At 63.5% G+C, this 18,094-nt stretch carries 19 protein-coding genes; 11 read left to right on the forward strand and 8 right to left on the reverse strand.

Annotated features, from left to right (window positions below; all coding sequences use genetic code 11):
* Positions 1–43 precede the first annotated feature (43 nt).
* Positions 44–574: a peptide deformylase gene (def, locus tag O7A60_RS01290; RefSeq protein ID WP_337104666.1), complete on the reverse strand. Its 531-nt coding sequence runs from the start codon at positions 572–574 to the stop codon at positions 44–46.
* 103 nt (positions 575–677) lie between these two features.
* Between def and O7A60_RS01295 the strand changes: the two genes are divergently transcribed.
* Complete coding sequence (locus O7A60_RS01295) at positions 678–1,928, forward strand: DNA recombination protein RmuC (protein ID WP_337104667.1); 1,251 nt, start codon at positions 678–680, stop codon at positions 1,926–1,928.
* 3 nt (positions 1,929–1,931) lie between these two features.
* Here O7A60_RS01295 and O7A60_RS01300 read toward each other — a convergent pair whose 3' ends face one another.
* The 3 genes from O7A60_RS01300 to O7A60_RS01310 all read right to left on the reverse strand — a co-directional run bounded on the left by O7A60_RS01300 (position 1,932) and on the right by O7A60_RS01310 (position 4,342).
* Positions 1,932–2,336 carry a GFA family protein gene (locus O7A60_RS01300; RefSeq protein WP_337104668.1) on the reverse strand — a complete coding sequence of 135 codons (405 nt, stop codon included), beginning with the start codon at positions 2,334–2,336 and terminating at the stop codon, positions 1,932–1,934.
* A gap of 123 nt (positions 2,337–2,459) precedes the next feature.
* Positions 2,460–3,413 (reverse strand): cation diffusion facilitator family transporter, encoded by a 954-nt coding sequence (locus O7A60_RS01305; protein WP_337104669.1) that lies wholly within the window; start codon positions 3,411–3,413, stop codon positions 2,460–2,462.
* Between the two features lie 119 nt (positions 3,414–3,532).
* Positions 3,533–4,342, reverse strand: a complete 810-nt coding sequence (locus tag O7A60_RS01310) for a transglutaminase-like domain-containing protein (protein ID WP_337104670.1) — start codon at positions 4,340–4,342, stop codon at positions 3,533–3,535.
* Positions 4,343–4,553: 211 nt separating this feature from the next.
* Between O7A60_RS01310 and O7A60_RS01315 the strand changes: the two genes are divergently transcribed.
* Complete coding sequence (locus tag O7A60_RS01315) at positions 4,554–4,679, forward strand: hypothetical protein (RefSeq protein ID WP_023772267.1); 126 nt, start codon at positions 4,554–4,556, stop codon at positions 4,677–4,679.
* Positions 4,680–4,880: 201 nt separating this feature from the next.
* Complete coding sequence (sugE, locus tag O7A60_RS01320) at positions 4,881–5,195, forward strand: quaternary ammonium compound efflux SMR transporter SugE (protein ID WP_127278272.1); 315 nt, start codon at positions 4,881–4,883, stop codon at positions 5,193–5,195.
* A 203-nt stretch (positions 5,196–5,398) separates the two neighbouring features.
* Here the strand turns inward: sugE and O7A60_RS01325 are convergent, their stop codons facing one another.
* Positions 5,399–5,827, reverse strand: a complete 429-nt coding sequence (locus tag O7A60_RS01325; protein ID WP_015314444.1) for a DUF6481 family protein — start codon at positions 5,825–5,827, stop codon at positions 5,399–5,401.
* A 221-nt stretch (positions 5,828–6,048) separates the two neighbouring features.
* Between O7A60_RS01325 and O7A60_RS01330 the strand changes: the two genes are divergently transcribed.
* Complete coding sequence (locus O7A60_RS01330) at positions 6,049–7,110, forward strand: LLM class flavin-dependent oxidoreductase (protein ID WP_337104671.1); 1,062 nt, start codon at positions 6,049–6,051, stop codon at positions 7,108–7,110.
* Positions 7,111–7,166: 56 nt separating this feature from the next.
* On the opposite strand, the gene O7A60_RS01335 is transcribed toward O7A60_RS01330, so the two are convergent.
* Together O7A60_RS01335 and O7A60_RS01340 are read right to left on the reverse strand one after the other, a co-directional pair.
* The gene (locus O7A60_RS01335) at positions 7,167–7,979 is read right to left on the reverse strand and encodes a helix-turn-helix domain-containing protein (protein WP_337104672.1); all 813 of its coding nucleotides are present in this window, start codon (positions 7,977–7,979) and stop codon (positions 7,167–7,169) included.
* 124 nt (positions 7,980–8,103) lie between these two features.
* Positions 8,104–8,670, reverse strand: coding sequence for a carboxymuconolactone decarboxylase family protein (locus O7A60_RS01340; protein WP_337104673.1), 567 nt, complete (start codon positions 8,668–8,670; stop codon positions 8,104–8,106).
* Between the two features lie 295 nt (positions 8,671–8,965).
* Between O7A60_RS01340 and O7A60_RS01345 the strand changes: the two genes are divergently transcribed.
* From O7A60_RS01345 to O7A60_RS01360, 4 genes are all read left to right on the forward strand, one after another.
* Entirely contained in the window at positions 8,966–10,144 is a 1,179-nt protein-coding gene (locus O7A60_RS01345; protein ID WP_337104674.1) for an AI-2E family transporter, read from the forward strand.
* Between the two features lie 71 nt (positions 10,145–10,215).
* Positions 10,216–11,049, forward strand: a complete 834-nt coding sequence (locus O7A60_RS01350) for an arylamine N-acetyltransferase family protein (protein WP_337104675.1) — start codon at positions 10,216–10,218, stop codon at positions 11,047–11,049.
* Positions 11,046–12,047, forward strand: coding sequence for an LLM class flavin-dependent oxidoreductase (locus O7A60_RS01355; protein WP_337104676.1), 1,002 nt, complete (start codon positions 11,046–11,048; stop codon positions 12,045–12,047). Before O7A60_RS01350 ends, O7A60_RS01355 begins: the two co-directional genes overlap by 4 nt.
* Before the next feature lie 80 nt (positions 12,048–12,127).
* A complete protein-coding gene (locus O7A60_RS01360) occupies positions 12,128–12,922 on the forward strand; it encodes an inositol monophosphatase family protein (RefSeq protein ID WP_337104677.1) in 795 nt (264 codons plus the stop codon).
* A 52-nt stretch (positions 12,923–12,974) separates the two neighbouring features.
* Here O7A60_RS01360 and O7A60_RS01365 read toward each other — a convergent pair whose 3' ends face one another.
* Entirely contained in the window at positions 12,975–13,994 is a 1,020-nt protein-coding gene (locus O7A60_RS01365) for a LacI family DNA-binding transcriptional regulator (RefSeq protein ID WP_337104679.1), read from the reverse strand.
* Between the two features lie 219 nt (positions 13,995–14,213).
* Between O7A60_RS01365 and O7A60_RS01370 the strand changes: the two genes are divergently transcribed.
* The 3 genes from O7A60_RS01370 to O7A60_RS01380 are packed head-to-tail and all read left to right on the forward strand — an operon-like array spanning position 14,214 to position 18,075.
* Entirely contained in the window at positions 14,214–15,800 is a 1,587-nt protein-coding gene (locus O7A60_RS01370) for a sugar ABC transporter ATP-binding protein (protein WP_337104681.1), read from the forward strand.
* Positions 15,797–17,110, forward strand: coding sequence for an ABC transporter permease (locus tag O7A60_RS01375; RefSeq protein ID WP_337104682.1), 1,314 nt, complete (start codon positions 15,797–15,799; stop codon positions 17,108–17,110). The genes O7A60_RS01370 and O7A60_RS01375 overlap by 4 nt, the downstream gene beginning before the upstream one ends.
* Complete coding sequence (locus tag O7A60_RS01380; protein WP_015314453.1) at positions 17,107–18,075, forward strand: substrate-binding domain-containing protein; 969 nt, start codon at positions 17,107–17,109, stop codon at positions 18,073–18,075. Before O7A60_RS01375 ends, O7A60_RS01380 begins: the two co-directional genes overlap by 4 nt.
* Positions 18,076–18,094 lie beyond the last annotated feature (19 nt).

Consider the following 18,094-nt stretch of genomic DNA (forward strand, 5'->3'; position numbering starts at 1 on the left):
TCACAGCGAAGATTGTTGCTCAATGGATTCTGCGCTCGGTGCCCTATCCCGCCAGCTTGCCTGGCGCCTTGTCCCTGGCGAGCTTTTTGAACTTCTTCACCACCATGTCGCGCTTCAGCTTCGAGATGTGGTCGATGAACAGCACGCCGTTGAGATGGTCGATCTCGTGCTGCAGGCAGGTCGCCATCAGCCCTTCGGCCTCCATCTCCTGCGGCGTGCCGTCGCGGTCGAGATATTTGACCCGCACCGAGGCCGGGCGCTCGACCTCGGCATAGTAATCGGGGATCGACAGGCAGCCTTCCTCGTAGACGGACCGCGCCTCGGCGCTTTCGAGAATCTCCGGGTTGATGAAGACGTGCGGCGCCGGCGTTTCGTCTTCCTTGGCGAGGTCGATCACCAGCATGCGCAGCGGTTCGCCGATCTGGATAGCCGCCAGCCCGATGCCGGGCGCGTCATACATGGTCGCCAGCATGTCGTCGGCCAGTTTGCGCAAGGGCGCGTCGACGCGCTCCACCGGCTTGGAAACCTGGCGCAGGATGGGGTCGGGAAGGATGATGAGCGGCTTGATCGGCATGGGGTTTCACCTAAGACCTCAAAAGAAAGGCGTCAACCGGTAGGCCTGAGCCTCGTTCACGTTTTGATCTGTGCCAGCCTGCCGAATCGGCTATGCTGTCCATATGAATGATCTGAGCACCATCCTTTCGGAGCCTGTCGTACGGCTCGGCGCCTCGACAATCACGCTCGGCCACGCGCTGGCCTTCGGCGCATTGCTGTTTCTCGGTCTGTTCGTGGCGCTCGTCGCTGCGCTGTGGCGGTCGGCCAAGGCGCGCGCGGGCGCTGCCGCGGAAGCCGCCGACCATGCCCGCGACGCCGAGACACGCATGGCTGGTATTTTGCAGGCGCAGGCGGAAATGCAGGGCCGCATGGGGGCTATTGCCGAAGTGTTCGGCGCCCGGCAGGCCGAATTGACGCAATCGATCGGCCAGCGTCTCGACGCCATGACCGGCCGCATCGGCCAGACCATGACCGAGCAGACCAAATCCACGCATGAGAGCCTGGCGAAGCTGCAGGAGCGGCTGGCGGTCATCGACACCGCGCAAGGCAACATCCAGTCGCTGGCCGGCCAGGTCGTGCAGCTGCAGGCCATCCTCTCCAACAAGCAGACGCGCGGCGCCTTCGGCCAGTCACGCATGGAGGCGATCGTCGCCGACGGCCTGCCGCATGGCGCCTATGAATTCCAGGCGACGCTGTCGAACGGCAGCCGGCCGGACTGCCTGGTGAAAATGCCGAACGGCGCGCCGTCGCTTGCCATCGATGCCAAATTTCCGCTGGAAGCCTGGAACGCCATCCGCGCCGCCGACGGGGCCGACCTGCAGAAGGTCGCGGCCCAGGCCTTTCGCCGCGACATCGAGGTCCACGTCCGCGACATTTCGGAAAAATACCTGCTCCAGGGCGAGACGCAGGACACGGCCTTCATGTTCGTGCCGTCGGAATCGGTGTTCGCCGAAATCCATGAGAATTTCGAAGCGGTTGTCCAGAAGGCGCACCGCGCCCGGGTCATCATCGTCTCGCCTTCGCTGCTGATGCTGTCGATCCAGGTCATCCAGGCGATCCTCAAGGATGCCCGCATGCGCGAACAGGCGCATCTGATCCAGGGCGAAGTCATCAGGCTGATGGAAGACGTCCAGCGTGTCGACGAGCGGGTGCGCAAATTGCAGGGCCATTTCGGCCAGTCGGCCAAGGACATCGAAGACATCCTCGTCTCGACCTCGAAAGTGACCAGGCGCGGCCAGAAGATCGAGGCGCTGGAATTCGGGGAAGGCGAGCCCGACGCCCCACACGGCGGCGCCAAGGTTGAGGCCGCACCGCGCGTGGCCGATTCCAAGACGGGACAGCTGAGGCTGAGGGTCGTCGAAGGCGACGACTGAACGCTACTGCTCCTCCACTGTCGTCATGCCCTCGAATTCCGGAAGCCAATGCAGCGCCGAGCGGTGCCATTTCTGGTGTCTCGGAACCAGGTCCTGGCGCTGCCGCGCCGTACCGACGCGGATGCCGTAGACCTTCGGGCCGTCGCCAACCGACGTTGCGTAGAGATGCGAGCCGCACTCGCCGCAGAAACCTTGGGCGCGCTTGGCGCCGCTCGCCACGGTCTTGATATAGATTTTCGGCGCGCCCCTGGTGATCCGGTAGTGATCTTCCTGCGCGGGAACAGTGACGCGAAAGGCCGTACCGGTCAGCTGTTGGCAATCGGTGCAGTGGCAGATCGAGGTCTTTTCCGGATCGACCTCCGCCTCATAGGTGATGGCACCACAATGACAACCGCCGTCGATCTTCATCGTCATTCCTCCAACATCGATCAGGTAATCTTAGCGGCGCGGCGACGCGAAGCAACGGCGCGGCGCTGGTCCAGGGGCCAAGGCATGATCGGGAAGAGGGGATTTTCGGATCATGGCCAAACTCTATCCGGACGCGGATTCGATCAGCTTGCGCCGCTTTTCCCAGGTGCCTGACGTCTGCGGCTTGACGAACAGCCGCGTGATCTCAGGCATTTCCTTCCTTAGCCGGGCCTCGAGACGCTCGACGCAGGCCTCAATGTCCGGCGCCGCCAGATGGTCCTCGAATTCGATGCTCAGGGCGGCAACGATCTCTTCCGGTCCCAAATGCACGGTCAGCACACCGTTCGCCCGCTGCACCGCCGGATCCTGCTGGACGATCGCCAGCACCTTCCTCTGCACTTCGGGTGAGGCCGGCTCACCGATGAGCAGGCCCTTGCTTTCACGCGCCAGGAAGATCGCTGTCGCGCCGAGGATGAGCGCGATGCCGATCGAGGCGGCGCCGTCGAGTTCGGGCATCTCGAAAATCTCCGCCGCCAATATGCCGGCAAAGGCAACCGTCAGGCCGAGAAGGGCCGCGCTGTCTTCGAACAGCACCGTATAGACGCTCGGGTCCTTGCTCGATTGCACGGCTTCCAGCCAGCCTTGCTTGCCCTTTTGCTTGCGGAATTCCTTCAGCGCCACCAGCCAGGAACTGCCTTCGAACAGGAAGGACAGGCCGAGAACGACGTAGTTCACCTTGACGTTGGCGACCGGTTCCGGCGCCATGATGTGGATGATGCCCTCGTAGAACGACACGCCGGCGCCCAGCGCGAAGACCAGAAGGGCGACGATGAAGCTCCAGAAATAGAGTTCACGGCCGTGGCCGAGCGGATGGGTGGGGCTGGCCGGGCGTGCGGCCCGGTGCATGCCGTAAAGCAGCAGGCCGCCATTACCGGTATCGACCAGCGAATGCACGCCTTCCGACAGCATGGCCGAACTGCCGGTGAAAAAGGCCGCGGCGAACTTGGTCAGCGCTATGGCGAGATTGCCGGCGAGCGCCGCATAGATGACCGTTCTGGAGCCGCCATGCCCTGCCATGCAGGTCTATCCTCCTTGAGGTACAATGTAGCGGCCCTGCCGCGGAGCTGCACAGCCATCACAACGCGCCAATCGTCGGGTCGTTCAACGTCTTCGAAACCTGCTGGCAACAATGCCAGCTATTCCTGGATTTCGTCCGTCCATACCTTGAAGCCCGCAAGCGTGCCTGGCCCGAAAATATGGGTCAGCGGCACGTCCGCCGCGTCACGGCCCGAGGCGATCAGGATGCGGCCGATACGTGGCGCGTTGTTGCGCGGATCGAAAGCGTGCCAGCGGCCGCCGAGGTAGACCTCCATCCAGGCGCAGAAATCCATGCTCGCCCAGGGCTTCGGCATGCCGATGTCGCTGATGTAGCCTGTGCAGTAGCGCGTCGGGATATTGAGTGCCCGGCAGAATGTGACGGCGAGATGCGCGAAATCGCGGCACACGCCACTCCGTTCACGCCAGGCTTCCGCGGCGGTGCGCGTCACCCGTGCGTTGCCGTAGTCGAAGGCGATGTGGTTGTGGACGAAATCGCACACCGCCTGCACGCGCGGGATGCCGGGCGGCGTATGGCCGAACAGCCGCCATGCCTCGCTTGCCAGGAGGTCGCTTTCGCAAAACCGACTGGGCAGCAGGAACAGGAGCGTTTCCGCCGGCAGGTTGCGCACCTCGTGCTGCCACGCCATCAGCTCGCCCATCTCGAATGTGCCGGGGTCGCGGATCACCGCATCGGTACCGAAAGTGAAACGCCCGGGCGGAGCGACGAACCGGTTGCACCAGTTTCCGAAACTGTCGCGATAACTTTCAATCGGCACCGGCGGGCTGGAGGTCAGAAAATCCGGGCGCTCAAGATCGGAAGCGCGGGAATAATGGACATTGAGCATTGCGATGAGCGGCGTCTCCTGCGGAAAGTCGAAGCTCATCTCGCAGCCGATGTGGATCCGCATTGTCGTCCTGACCGGCCTGCCTGACGATCACCCGGCGGTGCACGGGTCGATGCTGCAGTGCGAAGACAACCATGGCATGGACCGCCCGGGTTTACGAGCAAATTAGAAACCGGTTGAAAGCGGCCTGCCGGCGTTGGCAGCAAGCACTAGCCTCTTGCAGTCCGGCGTTTGTCTTGTTTCACTCCGTCTCCCGCAACAGGAGGAACGAATCATGGCCAAAGGTGCGATGAAGGCAGGCAAGGAAGCCCGCAAACCAAAGAAAGACGCCAAGAAGCCTGTAGCCGCTCCGGCCCTGAAGGCGCCGCCGGTCAAGGCAATGAGGATCAAGGAAAAGTAAGTCTCGGCAACCCGACGGGGCGGGACTTCACCGGCGGCATTCGACAATGCCGCCGGCACGTGTTGATCGGGCGTTCGGACAGCCCTATGTCGACGACGCGGGGACGACCTCGCACTTTCCGAAAAATTCGGTCGGGACGACCCGCCATGTCGACTGAGCATCCGAGGCCGGAGAGGCTGGATGTTCCGGTGGAGCGTTGCGATGTCCTGGACGTTTCTGTTTTTCGCCGGCCTGTTCGAAATCGGCTGGGCGATCGGCCTCAAATATACCGACGGCTTCACCAGGCTTGTCCCGACCGTGCTCACGGTCGCGTCGATGATCGTCAGCCTCACCTTGCTCGGCCTGGCGCTGAAGGCGCTGCCTGTCGGCACCGCCTATGCGGTGTGGACCGGTATCGGCACCGTCGGCACGGCGCTGCTCGGCATCTGGCTGCTGGGTGAGCCCGCCACAGCGATCAGGCTCGGCTGCATCGCGTTGATCGTCTGCGGTATCATGGGGCTGAAATTCGCGGCTTGAACGGCCCGTCCGCCGGCAGACGGTTTCGATCACGCCGACATCTCTGGACGACAAACCGACATCCCTGGATGTCAAGCGACATCCCTGGACGTCAAGCCGACATCCAGGAATGCAGGGGCTTCCGGTGGGCAATATGGACAAACGCGAAAAGGGCCGCGCCTTGGCGCGTCCCTTGTTCATCATCCGTCGCGGCGAGTGCGCTCTTAGCGACCCGTAAAGCCGGGAGGTGTCCTGCCGGTGCGCTGCTTGCGTGCCGCATAGCGCGCGTCGCGCTTTGCCTTGCGCTCGGCTTCATCGGCAAGCAAACGAGCAATACGCTCGTTCTCTTCGGCTTCCCGAAGCTTGGCATCCGCTTGCGCTGCCTCTTCGGCGGCAATGCGCGCCGCTTCGGCTGCGGCCTCACGCTCGGCCTTCTCAATCGCCTCGCGTGCCAGCTTTTCCTGCTTCAGCTTGGCCTTCTCGGCCTCGCGGATCTCCCGAGCCGCAAGGATCGCCTTGCGTTCGGCCTGTCGTGCCAGCACCGCAGGATCGTCTGCTGCCGGCTTTGACTTGAAGCGCTCCAGAAGCGCCTTCTTTGCCTCGGTCGCGGCATTGCGCCGCTCGAAAATGTCTTTTTCCCTGTAGATAGCCAAGTCCACTTCCTTGAAGTCTATTCGCGACGCTTACATACGCGCGAAAACCGGGAGTTCAAGCGCCAAAACGGCATGCCAGCCATGAAATTCCGGGATGTTGCACCGGGGAGACGCATTTCACGCCGAAATCGACATGCACTGTTCACCAGCCGCCCTCTGGCGGCGTGGCGGACAGGTCGCTAGGTCTAGCGCGACAATCAACACACTGGGATGACATCCAAATGGAACTCGGCCTCTACACTTTTGCCGATGTGAGCCCTGTGCCGGGTCCCGGCGCCATCGGCCCGCATGAGCGGCTGCGCAACCTGATCGACGAGATCGAACTGGCCGACCAGGTCGGCCTCGATGTCTTTGGCCTCGGCGAACACCATCGGCCGGACTATGCCGCCTCGGCGCCGGTCGTGGCTTTGGCCGCGGCGGCGGAGCGGTCGAAGCGCATCAGACTGACCAGCGCGGTCACCGTCCTGTCCTCCGACGATCCGGTGCGCGTTTTTCAGCAGTTTTCCACGCTCGACCTGTTGTCGGGCGGCCGCGCCGAGATCATGGCCGGGCGCGGATCGTTCATCGAATCCTTCCCGCTGTTCGGCTACAATCTCGAAGACTATGACGAGCTGTTCGCCGAAAAGCTCGACTTGCTGCTCGCCATCCGCGATCAGGTGAAGGTGACCTGGTCAGGCAATCTGCGCGCGCCGATCAACGATCGCGGCATCTATCCCAGGCCCTTCCAGGACAGGCTGCCGGTCTGGATCGCCATTGGCGGAACGCCGCAATCGGCCGCCCGCGCCGGCGCGCTCGGCCTGCCGCTGGCACTTGCCATCATCGGCGGCGAGCCAGCGCGCTTCGCGCCGCTGTTCGACATCTACCGTGAGGCAGCCAAGCTGGCCGGCAGCGATCCGGCAGGGTTGGCCACCAGCATCAACGTGCATGGCTTCATCGCCGAGACGACCGAGCAGGCGGCGGACGACTTCTACGGCCCGCAGGCGGAAGTGATGAACCGTATCGGTCGAGAGCGCGGCTGGGGCCCGACATCGCGCGCGCATTTCGACCAGTCGCGTGGTCCCAATGGCGCCCTGTTCGTCGGCAGTCCGGAGCAGGCTGCGGAAAAGATCGTCGCCCAGCACAGGATCTTCGGCAACGACCGCTTCCTCTTGCAAATGTCGATCGGCGCCATGCCGCACGCCAAGATCATGAAAGCGATCGAGCTTTACGGCACCAAGGTGGCGCCGGTAGTGCGCAAGGAAACGGCGAAACCCGCGCCGGCCGTAGCGGCGCCTGTCGCGTGAACTTAATGGCTCCGCAAGGACAGGACCTTGTTCCATGGGCCCTCGGATAGGCCTGCTTATCGCATTGCCCGGTGCGAGGCCGTATCCATCATCGCGGCATGATGGATTTCGGTCGCCTCGTCGGCCGGGAACATGCACTCGATGCGCAGTTCCTGGGCGGCGACGGTTTGGGGGGTACCCACCGTGGTGACCATCGAAAAATAGTTCAGGCGGCGACCGTCCTTGATGAAGCCGAGCGGAATGACCGGCATGAAGCCGATCGCCACCGGATTTTTCCAATCACTGTTCACGTCCGGATAGGCGAGCAGCGCCGCCAGCAACTCCTTGGTCTTTTCGTCGACGACGCGGCCGATGGATTCGCGATAGACCCGCTCGAACAGGCTCCGCGCCACGTCAGGCCAATTGGCGACGAACGGGCGCATGCCTTCGGGATCGAACATGAGGTGGAGCATGTTGCGCGGCCCTTCACGAGCGGCCATGTCGAGAAAACAGCCGAAGAAGAGCGGCGCGGCTTCGTTGGTCATCAGCACATTCCAGTACCGGTCCATGACCAGCGCCGGATAGGGTTCATGCTGCCGCAAGATGCGCGTCAGGGCATCGGTCACGCTCTTCATTTCCACGGAATCCCAGGCGCCTTCGGAAAACATCGGCGCGTAGCCTGCCGCCAGAAGCAAGGCGTTGCGCTCGCGCAAAGGGACATCGAGCGCCCGGGCGATCGCCATCAAGGTCTCGCGGCCGGGAACGCTGCGTCCGCTTTCAATGAAACTGATCTGCCTTTGCGAAATGCCGGTATCGAGAGATAGATCAAGCTGACTTCTGCCACGCACATCGCGCCAGTAACGCAAGAGCGTGCCCAGGTCGGGTGTCATGGCCGTTCCGGGATTTGTCTTCATAGCCCGCTGTCCTCGCAGTCCCTCGAACGATACACGCCGATGCGATCAAGTATTGCTCGACGGCGCATGGCACCAGCCGGTCCATGCGCCGTCGATCGGGTCAGGCCGCCATCGCGGCGGCGGGAGACCATGCCTGCGGCTGGAAGCGTTCCTCGATCGGCGTGCCAGCCATGTTGGTGGTGGTCGCCGCCATGGTGGAGACGCCGACACCGGTTACCACTTCCAGGATCTGGGCCTTCGAATAGCCCGCCGAAGTAAACGCATCGATGTCCGCATCGCTCACGTTTCCCTTGTTTTCGATCAGCGTCCTCGTCAGCGCCGAGAGTGCCGCATATTTCGGGTCCGACGGCACCCTGCCATCCCGGATCGCCTTGACTTCGCTTTCGGCAATCCCGTCCTCGATGGCGAATGTCGAATGCGCGGCGACGGTCCAGGGGCATTTGATGGTGACCGCGTTGGTCAGCAGCAGCACCTGCTTCTCGATCTCGTCGAAGCTTCCGCCGTGAAAACTGCCGAAGCTGCTGACGAAACCGTTGAGCAGAACCGGATTGTTGGCCATCGTCGCCATGACGTTCGGAAGAAAGCCAAACCTCTCCTCAAGCGCCTTCAACGCTGGCCTGGATTTCTCCGGCGCCGACTCGGTTGTTTGAAGGGTAAATCTTTGCATCGTGGTGTCCTCTTTCAGGGTAGGGCGTGATCGCGCGGCGATATCCTCGCCGCGCCAGCCTTGCGATCCCACGGTGGCGAAGGCCTGCTCCCGTACTAGGCCCGCCACGTGCCCGGACTCAATTACACGGCATGTAATACGGAACACTCGCAGCCGAGCCGTCCGTTGAGCTATCGGCGGCAGGACCCCGCAACGACGGCCGTGCCATCGCTGCCGGCTAACGGAACCTTGAAGCCGTGCCGGCGTTTTCCGTGTGCGGATTGCATCAGTTGTGGTGTGCCGCCGAGGGACCACGATGAAAGCCGAATCCGCTGCTTTGGGCGCAGGCGTTGCCGAAGCTGACGAGCGTGTGGCGACGCGCTCCGATGCGCGGGCCGATACGCGCCTGATGCGCTCGCTGCTCATCGGCATCTTCCTGTTCATGACTGTCTATGCGCTCTATTTTGCGCGTGCCTTCTTCATGCCGGTCATGCTGGCCTTCCTGCTGACGCTGACATTGACGCCGATCGTGCGGCTGCTGCGCAAGCGCGGCATTCCCGAAGTGGTTTCGGCGACGCTTCTGGTGCTTGTGTCCATCATCGTCTTCGCGAGCGCCGGCTATGTGCTCAGTGGCCCCGTCATCGACCTCATCAACAACACCTCGTCCATCGGCCAGCAACTGACCGAACGGTTGGCGCAGTTGCGGCGGCCGGTCGAGAGGATCATGGACATCGCGCACCAGATCGAAGGGCTGACCGAGACATCGCAGGAACCGGGTGTGCAAAAGGTCGCGGTAGCGCAGTCGGGCTTCCTCTCATCGGCGGCGAGCAACATTCTGTCGGCCGGAACAACCCTGACCATCATCTTCGTGTTGTCGCTGTTCCTGCTCGCCTCGGGCACGATGTTCTACGAAAAGATCATCCAGTCCTTCGCCAGCCTCACCGAGAAGAAGCGGGCGCTGCGCGTCGTCTACGATGTCGAGCGGGAAATCTCGCACTACCTGCTCACCGTCACCATCATCAACACCGGCCTCGGCACGGTCATCGGCCTCGGCTTGTGGGCGCTCGGCATGCCCAATCCGCTGGTCTGGGGCGCGGCGGCCGCCCTGCTCAATTTCCTGCCCTATGTCGGGGCCATGATCACGCTTGTCCTGGTCACGGTCATCGCGCTGATCAGCTTCGACACGATCGCCTATGCGTTGTTGGCGCCTGCCTTCCTGGTGTTGTGTGACATCATCGAAGGCCAGTTCGTGACGCCGATGGTGGTCGGGCGGCGGCTTGAGATCAACGCCGTGGCGATCTTCATCGCCATCGCATTCTGGTCATGGCTGTGGGGCTTCGTCGGCGCGCTGATGGCGGTGCCACTGCTGGTCGTCGTCAAGGTGTTCTGCGACCATTTCGAGAGCCTTAGCCATGTCGGCAATTTTCTCGCCGCCCAACATACGGCGGTCATCGAGGAGGAAACCGACGAGCAGGACGGCACGGTCGCCGGCTAACCGGCGTACGGTTTGCTGCGGCGGGTTCGAATGCCTATATCCGCCCGATCAGTGCCCGGTGCCCCTTCCCGATGAACGACGCTCCCTTTGATCTCGACGCCTATTTCGCCCGGATCGGCCATGCCGGGTCCAGGGATGTTTCGCTCGACACGTTGAAGACGCTTCATTTCCTGCATCCGCAGGCGATCCCCTTCGAGAACATGGATCCGTTTCTGGGGCGCCCGGTCCGATTGGACGCCGCATCGCTGCAGGACAAGATCGTCCTCGCCGGGCGTGGTGGCTATTGCTTCGAGCACAATCTCCTCTTCATGCACGCGCTGAAGGCGCTTGGCTTCGAGGTCGGTGGCCTTGCCGCGCGTGTGCTCTGGGGTCAGAGCGAGGACGCGATCACTGCGCGCAGCCATATGCTTTTGCGCGTCGAGCTCGATGGCCGGACCTATATAGCCGATGTCGGCTTCGGCGGCCTGACCCTGACCGCCCCGCTGCTGTTCGAGCCTGGCCTCGAACAGACGACCCCGCATGAAACGTTCCGCATCGCCGAAACCGGCGATCACTTTCGCCTGCAGGCCGCCATCGGCGGCGACTGGCGCTCGCTGTATCGCTTCGACCTGCAGCCGCAATATGAGGTCGACTATTCCGTCGCCAATTATTTCCTGTCGACCAATCCGGCATCGCATTTCCTGACCTCGGTTTCGGCGGCGCGCGCCGCGCCCGACCGGCGCTATGGGCTGCGCGGCGATCGCCTGTCCATCCATCACATCGATGGCCGCACCGAGCAGAAGCATATCGCCACTGCCGCCGAGCTTGCCGACACGCTGGAAGGCCAGCTCGGCGTCACCATTCCCGACCGCACGGCCTTCGAGGTCCGGGTGCGCGAGAAGAAGATCGTGGAGACCAGCATATGACCGAACTTTCCGTTCTCGACCTGTCGCCGATCGTCGAAGGCAGCGATGCCTCGCACTCGCTTGCCAATTCGCTCGATCTCGCTCGCCACGCCGAGCGGCTCGGCTACAAGCGCTACTGGCTGGCCGAGCACCACAACATGCCAGGCATCGCCAGTGCGGCAACGGCTGTCGTCATCGCCCATGTCGCCGGCGGCACCAAGACCATTCGTGTCGGCGCCGGCGGCATCATGCTGCCCAATCATGCGCCGCTGGTGATCGCCGAGCAGTTCGGCACGCTGGCCGCCTTGTTTCCCGGCCGGATCGATCTTGGCCTCGGCCGGGCGCCCGGCACCGACATGAACACGGCGCGGGCGCTACGCCGCAACCTCGAGGCCGGCGTCGACAATTTCCCGCAGGATGTCGTCGAGCTGATGGGGTATTTCCTGCCCGCCGAGGAGGGCCAGCGCCTGCGCGCCGTGCCCGGCGAAGGCCAGACGGTGCCGATCTGGATTCTTGGGTCGAGCCTCTACGGCGCGCAGCTCGCCGCCATGCTCGGCCTGCCCTACGCCTTCGCCTCGCATTTCGCGCCGGCGGAACTGGACCACGCGCTGGACATCTACCGTTCGCGCTTCCAGCCGTCCGAGCAACTCGACAAGCCGCATGTCATGCTCGGCCTCAACGTCTTTGCAGCACCCACCGACGCCCAGGCACGGCTGCTGTTCTCCTCGCTGCAGCAGGCCTTCGTCAATCTGCGCACCGGCAGGCCCGGACGATTGCCGCCGCCCGTCGAGAATTATGATCGCGATCTCGACCCGATGGCCAAGACCATGCTCGGCCAGGCGCTGTCCTGCGCCGTCGTCGGCTCGCCGGAAACGGTCCGCCCGGGCATCGATGCCTTCGTGCGCCGTACCGGTGCCGACGAGCTGATGGTCACCGCGCAGATCTTCGATCATGCCGCCCGTGTGCGGTCGTTCGAGATTTTAGCCGAGGCTCACAAATCTCTGTCACAGGCCGCCTGAAGCGAATAAGCCGCCAGCCGCTTTTGCCGACGTCGATGCTCTGCTAAATGCGGGTATCCTTCGCAACAGCGAGCCTTGCCTTGCCCCATGATCTCGATAGACGCGAGCAGTTTGCCATTGATCTGGCGCGGCGTGCCGGCGAACTCGGCCTGAAATATTTCCGCGATCTCGACAGCCTGACCATCGAAAGCAAGGGCCATCAGGATTTGGTCTCGCAGGCGGACCGCGAGGTCGAGCTGTTCATCCGCGCGGCAATCGCCGCCGACTATCCGCAAGACGGCATCGTCGGCGAGGAGCACGCCTCGGTCGCCGGCTCGACAGGCCATGTCTGGGTGATCGACCCCATCGACGGCACCGCCAATTTCGTCCGCGGCATTCCGGCCTGGTGCGTGGTGATCGCCTGCGCCCGTGATGGAGAGACGATCGTCGGCGTCATCCACGAACCGTCGACCGGCGAGACCTTCCACGGAAGGCTGGGCGGCGGCGCCTTCGTCAACGGCAGGCCGGTCAAGACAAGTGCGGCGGCCAGCCTGGAAGAGGGCTCGGTGGGCACCGGCTTCTCAAACCGGGCGGAGGCCGAAAACATCGCCGTGCTGATCAAGAAAATCCTGGCCGAGGGCGGCGTCTTCTTCCGCAACGCGTCCGGCGCGCTGATGCTTGCCTATGTCGCCTCGGGGCGGCTGCTCGGCTATGTGGAAGAACACATGAACCCGTGGGACTGCGTGGCCGGCATGCTGCTGATCGAGGAAGCCGGCGGCACGATCCTGAAGGCGGATCCGAAGACGGTGCTGCAGAGCGGCACACAGGTCATCACGGGCGGCAGGGGCGTCTTTTCGAAACTGCAGGAACTGTGTTCTGGTGTTTTCACGTCCTGATCAATCTCAGGAAGCACGACGTTATCCGAAAACCGCTTCACGTTTTCGGCATTTAGGCACTCACGCTGTGCACCACCGCGCCCAGCGGCCGGCATGAGTTGCGGATCATCAGCCGGCCCTTGAGGACGAGCATGCGCGGTGGCGCATCCCGGTTGCCCGCGAGACGGTCGAGCAGCAGATTGGCCGCCTGTTCGCCGATCGCCTGCACAGGCTGCGCCACCGTGGTCAGTTGAGGCTGGAACACGTCGGACCAGGGAAAATCGTCGAAGCAGGCTACCGAAATATCCTCCGGACAGGACAGCCCGATGTCGCGGATCGCCTTCATGGTTCCGATCACCATCGGGTTGTTGGCCGAGAAGATCGCGCTTGGCCGGTCATGCAGCGACAGCAGCTGCATGGTTGCGTTGTAGCCGTCGATCTCGTGGAAATTGCCGGAGCGAACCAGCTCTTCGGCCACGGGCAAGCCGGCGGCCTGGAGCGCCTCGCGATATCCGGTCATGCGGTCATGCATGGGTGAAATGTCCGAGGTGCCGGTAATGTAACCGATGCGGCGGTGGCCGAGATTGATCAAATAGCTCATGGCGTCGAACACCGCGCGCTGGTTGTCGAGAACCACGGCGTCGGTGTCGACGCCCTCACACAGACGATCCATCAGCACGACCGGCACATTGGCGTCGGCGACGATCCGCTTGAGGATCGCGCCGTCCCCGACGCGCGCCACGATCAGCCCGTCGACCATGCGGTCGAGCAGCAGCCTGATCTGATCGTCCTGGGTGTTCAAATCCTCGTCGGTGCAGCACAGCATGACGGCGTAACCGGCGCGGTCGAAGGCCTGCTGGATGACCGAGACGACATCGGTGAAGAAGGGGTTGGTGATGTGCGGAACGGTCAGGCCGATGGTGCGCGTCGTGCCCATCTTCAGGCTGCGGGCGATGGCGTTCCGCTTGTAGCCGATATCGCGGATCGCCTGCTCGATGCGGGCGCTGAGCTCGGGGCTGACGGTCGCCGTGCCGTTGATCAGCGCCGACACGGTGGCGACCGAGACACGCGCCGCTTCAGCCACGTGAAGCATGGTGGGTGCGGTGGATTTGCGCTGTTTTTTTCGCCCTGCCGCTGTCATTTTCGAAACGTTTCGCCACCCCTTGCCGCCAATACCTACGGAATCTTGCCGTTTTAGGCAAGAATCGAAATGCATCAAAGTTGCGCCACCCCCATATCGGCTTGACATGATCGAAACGTTTAGATTAGCGTTCGCGTAGCTGACGAGGACGGAAGGGAGGCCGCTATTGTCATGGAACAGAACAATTCCCTTTCCTCGACGCGCAGTGCGGCGTGGGATCGCCCGGACATCGTTCTGAGTGCCGAGCATATTTCCAAGAGTTTTGGCGGCATCGCCGCCCTGGTCGACGTCGGCTTCGAATTGCGGCGCGGCGAAGTCCATGCCTTGATGGGCGAGAACGGCGCCGGCAAGTCGACGCTGATGAAGATCCTGTCCGGCGTCTATACCAGCTACGAAGGCACGGTCAGTATCGACGGCCGGCCGGTCAGCTTCGCCGGCGTGCGCGATGCCGAGGACGCGGGCATCGCCATCATCCACCAGGAACTCAACCTGGTGCCGGAACTGAGCGTAGCCGATAACATCTTTCTCGGCCGCGAGAAGCTGATCGCGGGACTGATCGTCGACCGCAAGGCGAGCAGCCGCGCGGCAAGCGCCCTCCTGCAGCGGCTCGGCATAGAACTCGATCCGGACGCACGCGTCGGTGCCTTGCGTGTCGGCGAACAGCAACTGGTCGAGATCGCCAAGGCGCTGTCGATGTCGGCGCGCATGCTGATCATGGACGAACCGACCTCGGCGCTGTCGCCGGCCGAATGCCAGCGGCTGTTCCGCATCATCGGCCAGCTTGCCGATAGCGGCGTCGCCATCGTCTACATCTCGCACCGCATCGACGAGGTCATGCATCTGGCCGGCCGCGTCACCGTTTTCCGCGATGGACGCCATGTGCTGACGCGGCCGATGGCCGAGCTTGACGAGAATGCCATCATTTCGGCGATGGTCGGACGGGACCTGCTCGCATCCTCCCACGACGAGCGGGATCCCGGCGGCAGGACCGTGCTTTCGGTCAGCGACCTGTCGCTGTCGAAACCCGACCGCCAGGGCTGGCGGCAGGTGATCGGCGGCGTCAGCTTCGATCTGGCCGCCGGAGAGATTCTGGGCATTGGCGGCCTGCTGGGCTCCGGCCGCACCGAGATCATGGAAGCGATCTTCGGCGCGAGCGATGGCCGTGCCGGCGGCGAGATCAGGCTCGACGGCCAGCCGGTGGATATCCGCTCACCACGCGACGCGCGGCGGCTGGGCATCGCGCTGGTCACCGAGGACCGCAAGACGCAAGGCCTGCATCTGCAGGCCTCGATATCGGACAATGTGGCGCTGCCGCTGGTCGGCGCGCTGGCCCGCTTCGGCATCCGTTCGCTGGCCGGCGAACAGGGGCTGGCGCGGCAGGCGGTCAAGGCGCTCGGCATCCGCTGCCGGGACATCGACCAGCCCGCCGGCACGCTGTCGGGCGGCAACCAGCAGAAGGTCGTCATCGGCAAGTGGCTGGCGACGGGACCGAGGGTGCTGTTGCTCGACGAGCCGACGCGCGGCATCGATGTCGGCGCCAAGCGCGAGATCTACGACCTCATCTTCCGGCTGGCGCGCGATGGCCTTGCCATCGCCGTCATCAGCTCCGAGCTGCCGGAATTGCTGCATCTTTCCGACCGCATCCTGGTGATGGCCGATGGCCGCCAGACAGGCATCCTTTCCCGCGACGCGGCGAGCGAGGAGGCCATCATGCGCCTCGCGGCGCCGCGCCGGACCCTATCGAGACCCGCCGCATGACCGCACTGAAACTCCTGTCCCGCACCAAGCTCTACTGGGGCCTGATCGCCATCTTCCTGATTGGCGTTCTCGGCTCGCCGGTGAGTTCCAAGGGCAACAACATCTTCCTGTCCTATGGCAATCTTCTCGACGTGCTGCGCCAGGTGTCGACCACCGGGCTGATCGCGACCGGCATGACGGCGGTGATCATCACCGGCGGCATCGACCTTTCCGTCGGTTCGCTGATGGCCATCTGCTCTGTGGTGTGCGCCATGCTGCTGACGGTTCCCGGCGTGACGCCCGGCGTCGTGCTGGGCGTGCCGACCGTTGCGCTGGTCGCGCTGTGCCTCGGCATCGTCGTCACGCGCTTCATGTTCCTCAATTTGGAGAAATCCCGCGCCGGCGCGGATGCCGCCGCGCGCGATGTCAGGCTGGACACCGCTCGTGGCCTGGTCACGCCCGCAATCGTCGGCGTCGTCCTGTGCTGCCTTTCGCTCTGGTACCTGCTGCCGCAGATCGAGCCCAAATTCGGTGTTCTCGGTGTGCTGCTGGTGGCGCCCTGCGTCGGCCTGCTGTTCGGCGCCATCAATGGCTTCATCATCGTCGGCGGACGGCTGCAACCCTTCATCGTCACGCTGGCGATGATGGTGACGGCGCTCGGCATCGCCCGGCTCACCGCCGGCCAGAACAATGCCGTGCTGCCGGTCTATACCGGTTCCAACGCCACCGCCGACTTCGAGCTGCTGCGCTCGCTGGTGTTCGGCGTCATCCCCATGCCCGGCCTGTTCTTCCTCGGCGCCATCGTCATCTATGGCGCGGTGCTGCGCTTCACGCCGTTCGGCCGCTATGTCTATGCCATCGGCGGCAATGAGGAGGCGGCCCGGCTTTCCGGCATCGCCGCCGGGCGCGTCAAGATCGCCACCTACGCCATATCAGGCCTGCTCGCCGGTATTGCCGCCGTGCTCTACGTGGCGCAGTACCGACAAGGCAAGCCCGACGCCGGCGCCGGGCTGGAGCTCGACGCCATCGCCGCCGTGGTCATTGGCGGCACCAGCCTGATGGGTGGACGCGGCAGCCTGATAGGCACCTTCTGCGGCGTGCTGATCTTCGGGCTGCTCTCCAACATATTGCAGCTCCACAACATCAATTCGAACCTTCAGCTGGTGCTGAAGGGGATGATCATCATCGGCACCGTGCTCGTGCAGGAGCGCAATGCCGGTGATCTGCTGGCCTATCTGCGCCTGCCTGGAGCGGCGCACAAGGAAACGGCCGCCGCAAAACGGCCGTCGCAAGAGACACCGTCTCTCAATCTCGGAGGAAACAAGAAATGAAACGACGTGACATGCTGAAGCTTGCCGCACTCGGCGCGGCATTGCTGACCACCACGGCACTGCTCTCCACCGGCCATGCCTTCGCCCAGGATAAGAAGTGGAAGATCGGCTTCTCGCAGGTGACCACCATCGAGCCCTGGCGCGCCCAGTTCAACAAGGACATCATTGCCGAGGCCGCCAAGCATCCGGAGGTCGAGCTGATCATCACCGATGGCGAGGACAAGACCGAGAAGCAGGTCGCCGACGTCGAAAACCTGATCCGCCAGGAGGTCGACGCGCTGCTGGTATCGCCGAAGGAATCGGCTGGCCTGACCGGCGTCGTGCAGCAGGCGATCGACGCCAAGATCCCGGTCTTCGTGCTCGATCGCAATGTCGACACCAAGGACTACACGCAGTTCGTCGGCGGTGACAACAAGCTGATCGGCCGTGCGGCCGGTGAATATGCCGTCGAACTGCTCGGCGGCAAGGGCAAGGCGGCAGGCAATGTCGTCGAGATCTGGGGCGGCATGGGCACCCAGCCGGCGCATGACCGTCATGACGGCTTCCATGAATTCACCGACAAGGAGCCGGGCATCAAATATCTGCTCGACCAGCAGTCGGGCGACTGGAAGCAGGACCAGGCCTACAATTTGATGGCCAACGCGCTGAAGACCAACGAGAAGATCGATCTCGTCTACGGCCATAACGACCCGATGGCCTACGGCGCCTATCTCGCCGCCAAGGATGTCGGCCGCGAGAAGGACATCAAGTTCATCGGCATCGACGGCCTGCCCAACGAAGGCGTGCAAATGGTGAACAAGGGTGAGCTGACGGCGACGTTCACCTATGTCACCCCAGGTGCGGAAGGCTTGCGCCAGGCGATCAAGTTCCTCAACGGCGAGAAGGTGGAAAAGACCATCACTCTGCCGACGCAGAAGATCACCAAGGAAAACGCCGCCCAAGTGCTGAAGGACAACGGTCTCTGAGGCGATGCTCTTCTGCCGG

This window comes from Mesorhizobium salmacidum (SeqCode) (genome assembly GCF_037179605.1).
Lineage (GTDB): Bacteria > Pseudomonadota > Alphaproteobacteria > Rhizobiales > Rhizobiaceae > Mesorhizobium > Mesorhizobium salmacidum.

What these genes read in the sequence shown, in the direction of transcription:
- def (WP_337104666.1), bottom strand. Translation starts at nt 574, where the DNA reads ATGCCGATCAAGCCGCTCATCATCCTTCCCGACCCCATCCTGCGCCAG.
- O7A60_RS01295 (WP_337104667.1), top strand. Translation starts at nt 678, where the DNA reads ATGAATGATCTGAGCACCATCCTTTCGGAGCCTGTCGTACGGCTCGGC.
- O7A60_RS01300 (WP_337104668.1), bottom strand. Translation starts at nt 2,336, where the DNA reads ATGAAGATCGACGGCGGTTGTCATTGTGGTGCCATCACCTATGAGGCG.
- O7A60_RS01305 (WP_337104669.1), bottom strand. Translation starts at nt 3,413, where the DNA reads ATGGCAGGGCATGGCGGCTCCAGAACGGTCATCTATGCGGCGCTCGCC.
- O7A60_RS01310 (WP_337104670.1), bottom strand. Translation starts at nt 4,342, where the DNA reads ATGCGGATCCACATCGGCTGCGAGATGAGCTTCGACTTTCCGCAGGAG.
- O7A60_RS01315 (WP_023772267.1), top strand. Translation starts at nt 4,554, where the DNA reads ATGGCCAAAGGTGCGATGAAGGCAGGCAAGGAAGCCCGCAAACCAAAG.
- sugE (WP_127278272.1), top strand. Translation starts at nt 4,881, where the DNA reads ATGTCCTGGACGTTTCTGTTTTTCGCCGGCCTGTTCGAAATCGGCTGG.
- O7A60_RS01330 (WP_337104671.1), top strand. Translation starts at nt 6,049, where the DNA reads ATGGAACTCGGCCTCTACACTTTTGCCGATGTGAGCCCTGTGCCGGGT.
- O7A60_RS01335 (WP_337104672.1), bottom strand. Translation starts at nt 7,979, where the DNA reads ATGACACCCGACCTGGGCACGCTCTTGCGTTACTGGCGCGATGTGCGT.
- O7A60_RS01340 (WP_337104673.1), bottom strand. Translation starts at nt 8,670, where the DNA reads ATGCAAAGATTTACCCTTCAAACAACCGAGTCGGCGCCGGAGAAATCC.
- O7A60_RS01345 (WP_337104674.1), top strand. Translation starts at nt 8,966, where the DNA reads ATGAAAGCCGAATCCGCTGCTTTGGGCGCAGGCGTTGCCGAAGCTGAC.
- O7A60_RS01350 (WP_337104675.1), top strand. Translation starts at nt 10,216, where the DNA reads ATGAACGACGCTCCCTTTGATCTCGACGCCTATTTCGCCCGGATCGGC.
- O7A60_RS01355 (WP_337104676.1), top strand. Translation starts at nt 11,046, where the DNA reads ATGACCGAACTTTCCGTTCTCGACCTGTCGCCGATCGTCGAAGGCAGC.
- O7A60_RS01365 (WP_337104679.1), bottom strand. Translation starts at nt 13,994, where the DNA reads ATGCTTCACGTGGCTGAAGCGGCGCGTGTCTCGGTCGCCACCGTGTCG.
- O7A60_RS01370 (WP_337104681.1), top strand. Translation starts at nt 14,214, where the DNA reads ATGGAACAGAACAATTCCCTTTCCTCGACGCGCAGTGCGGCGTGGGAT.
- O7A60_RS01375 (WP_337104682.1), top strand. Translation starts at nt 15,797, where the DNA reads ATGACCGCACTGAAACTCCTGTCCCGCACCAAGCTCTACTGGGGCCTG.
- O7A60_RS01380 (WP_015314453.1), top strand. Translation starts at nt 17,107, where the DNA reads ATGAAACGACGTGACATGCTGAAGCTTGCCGCACTCGGCGCGGCATTG.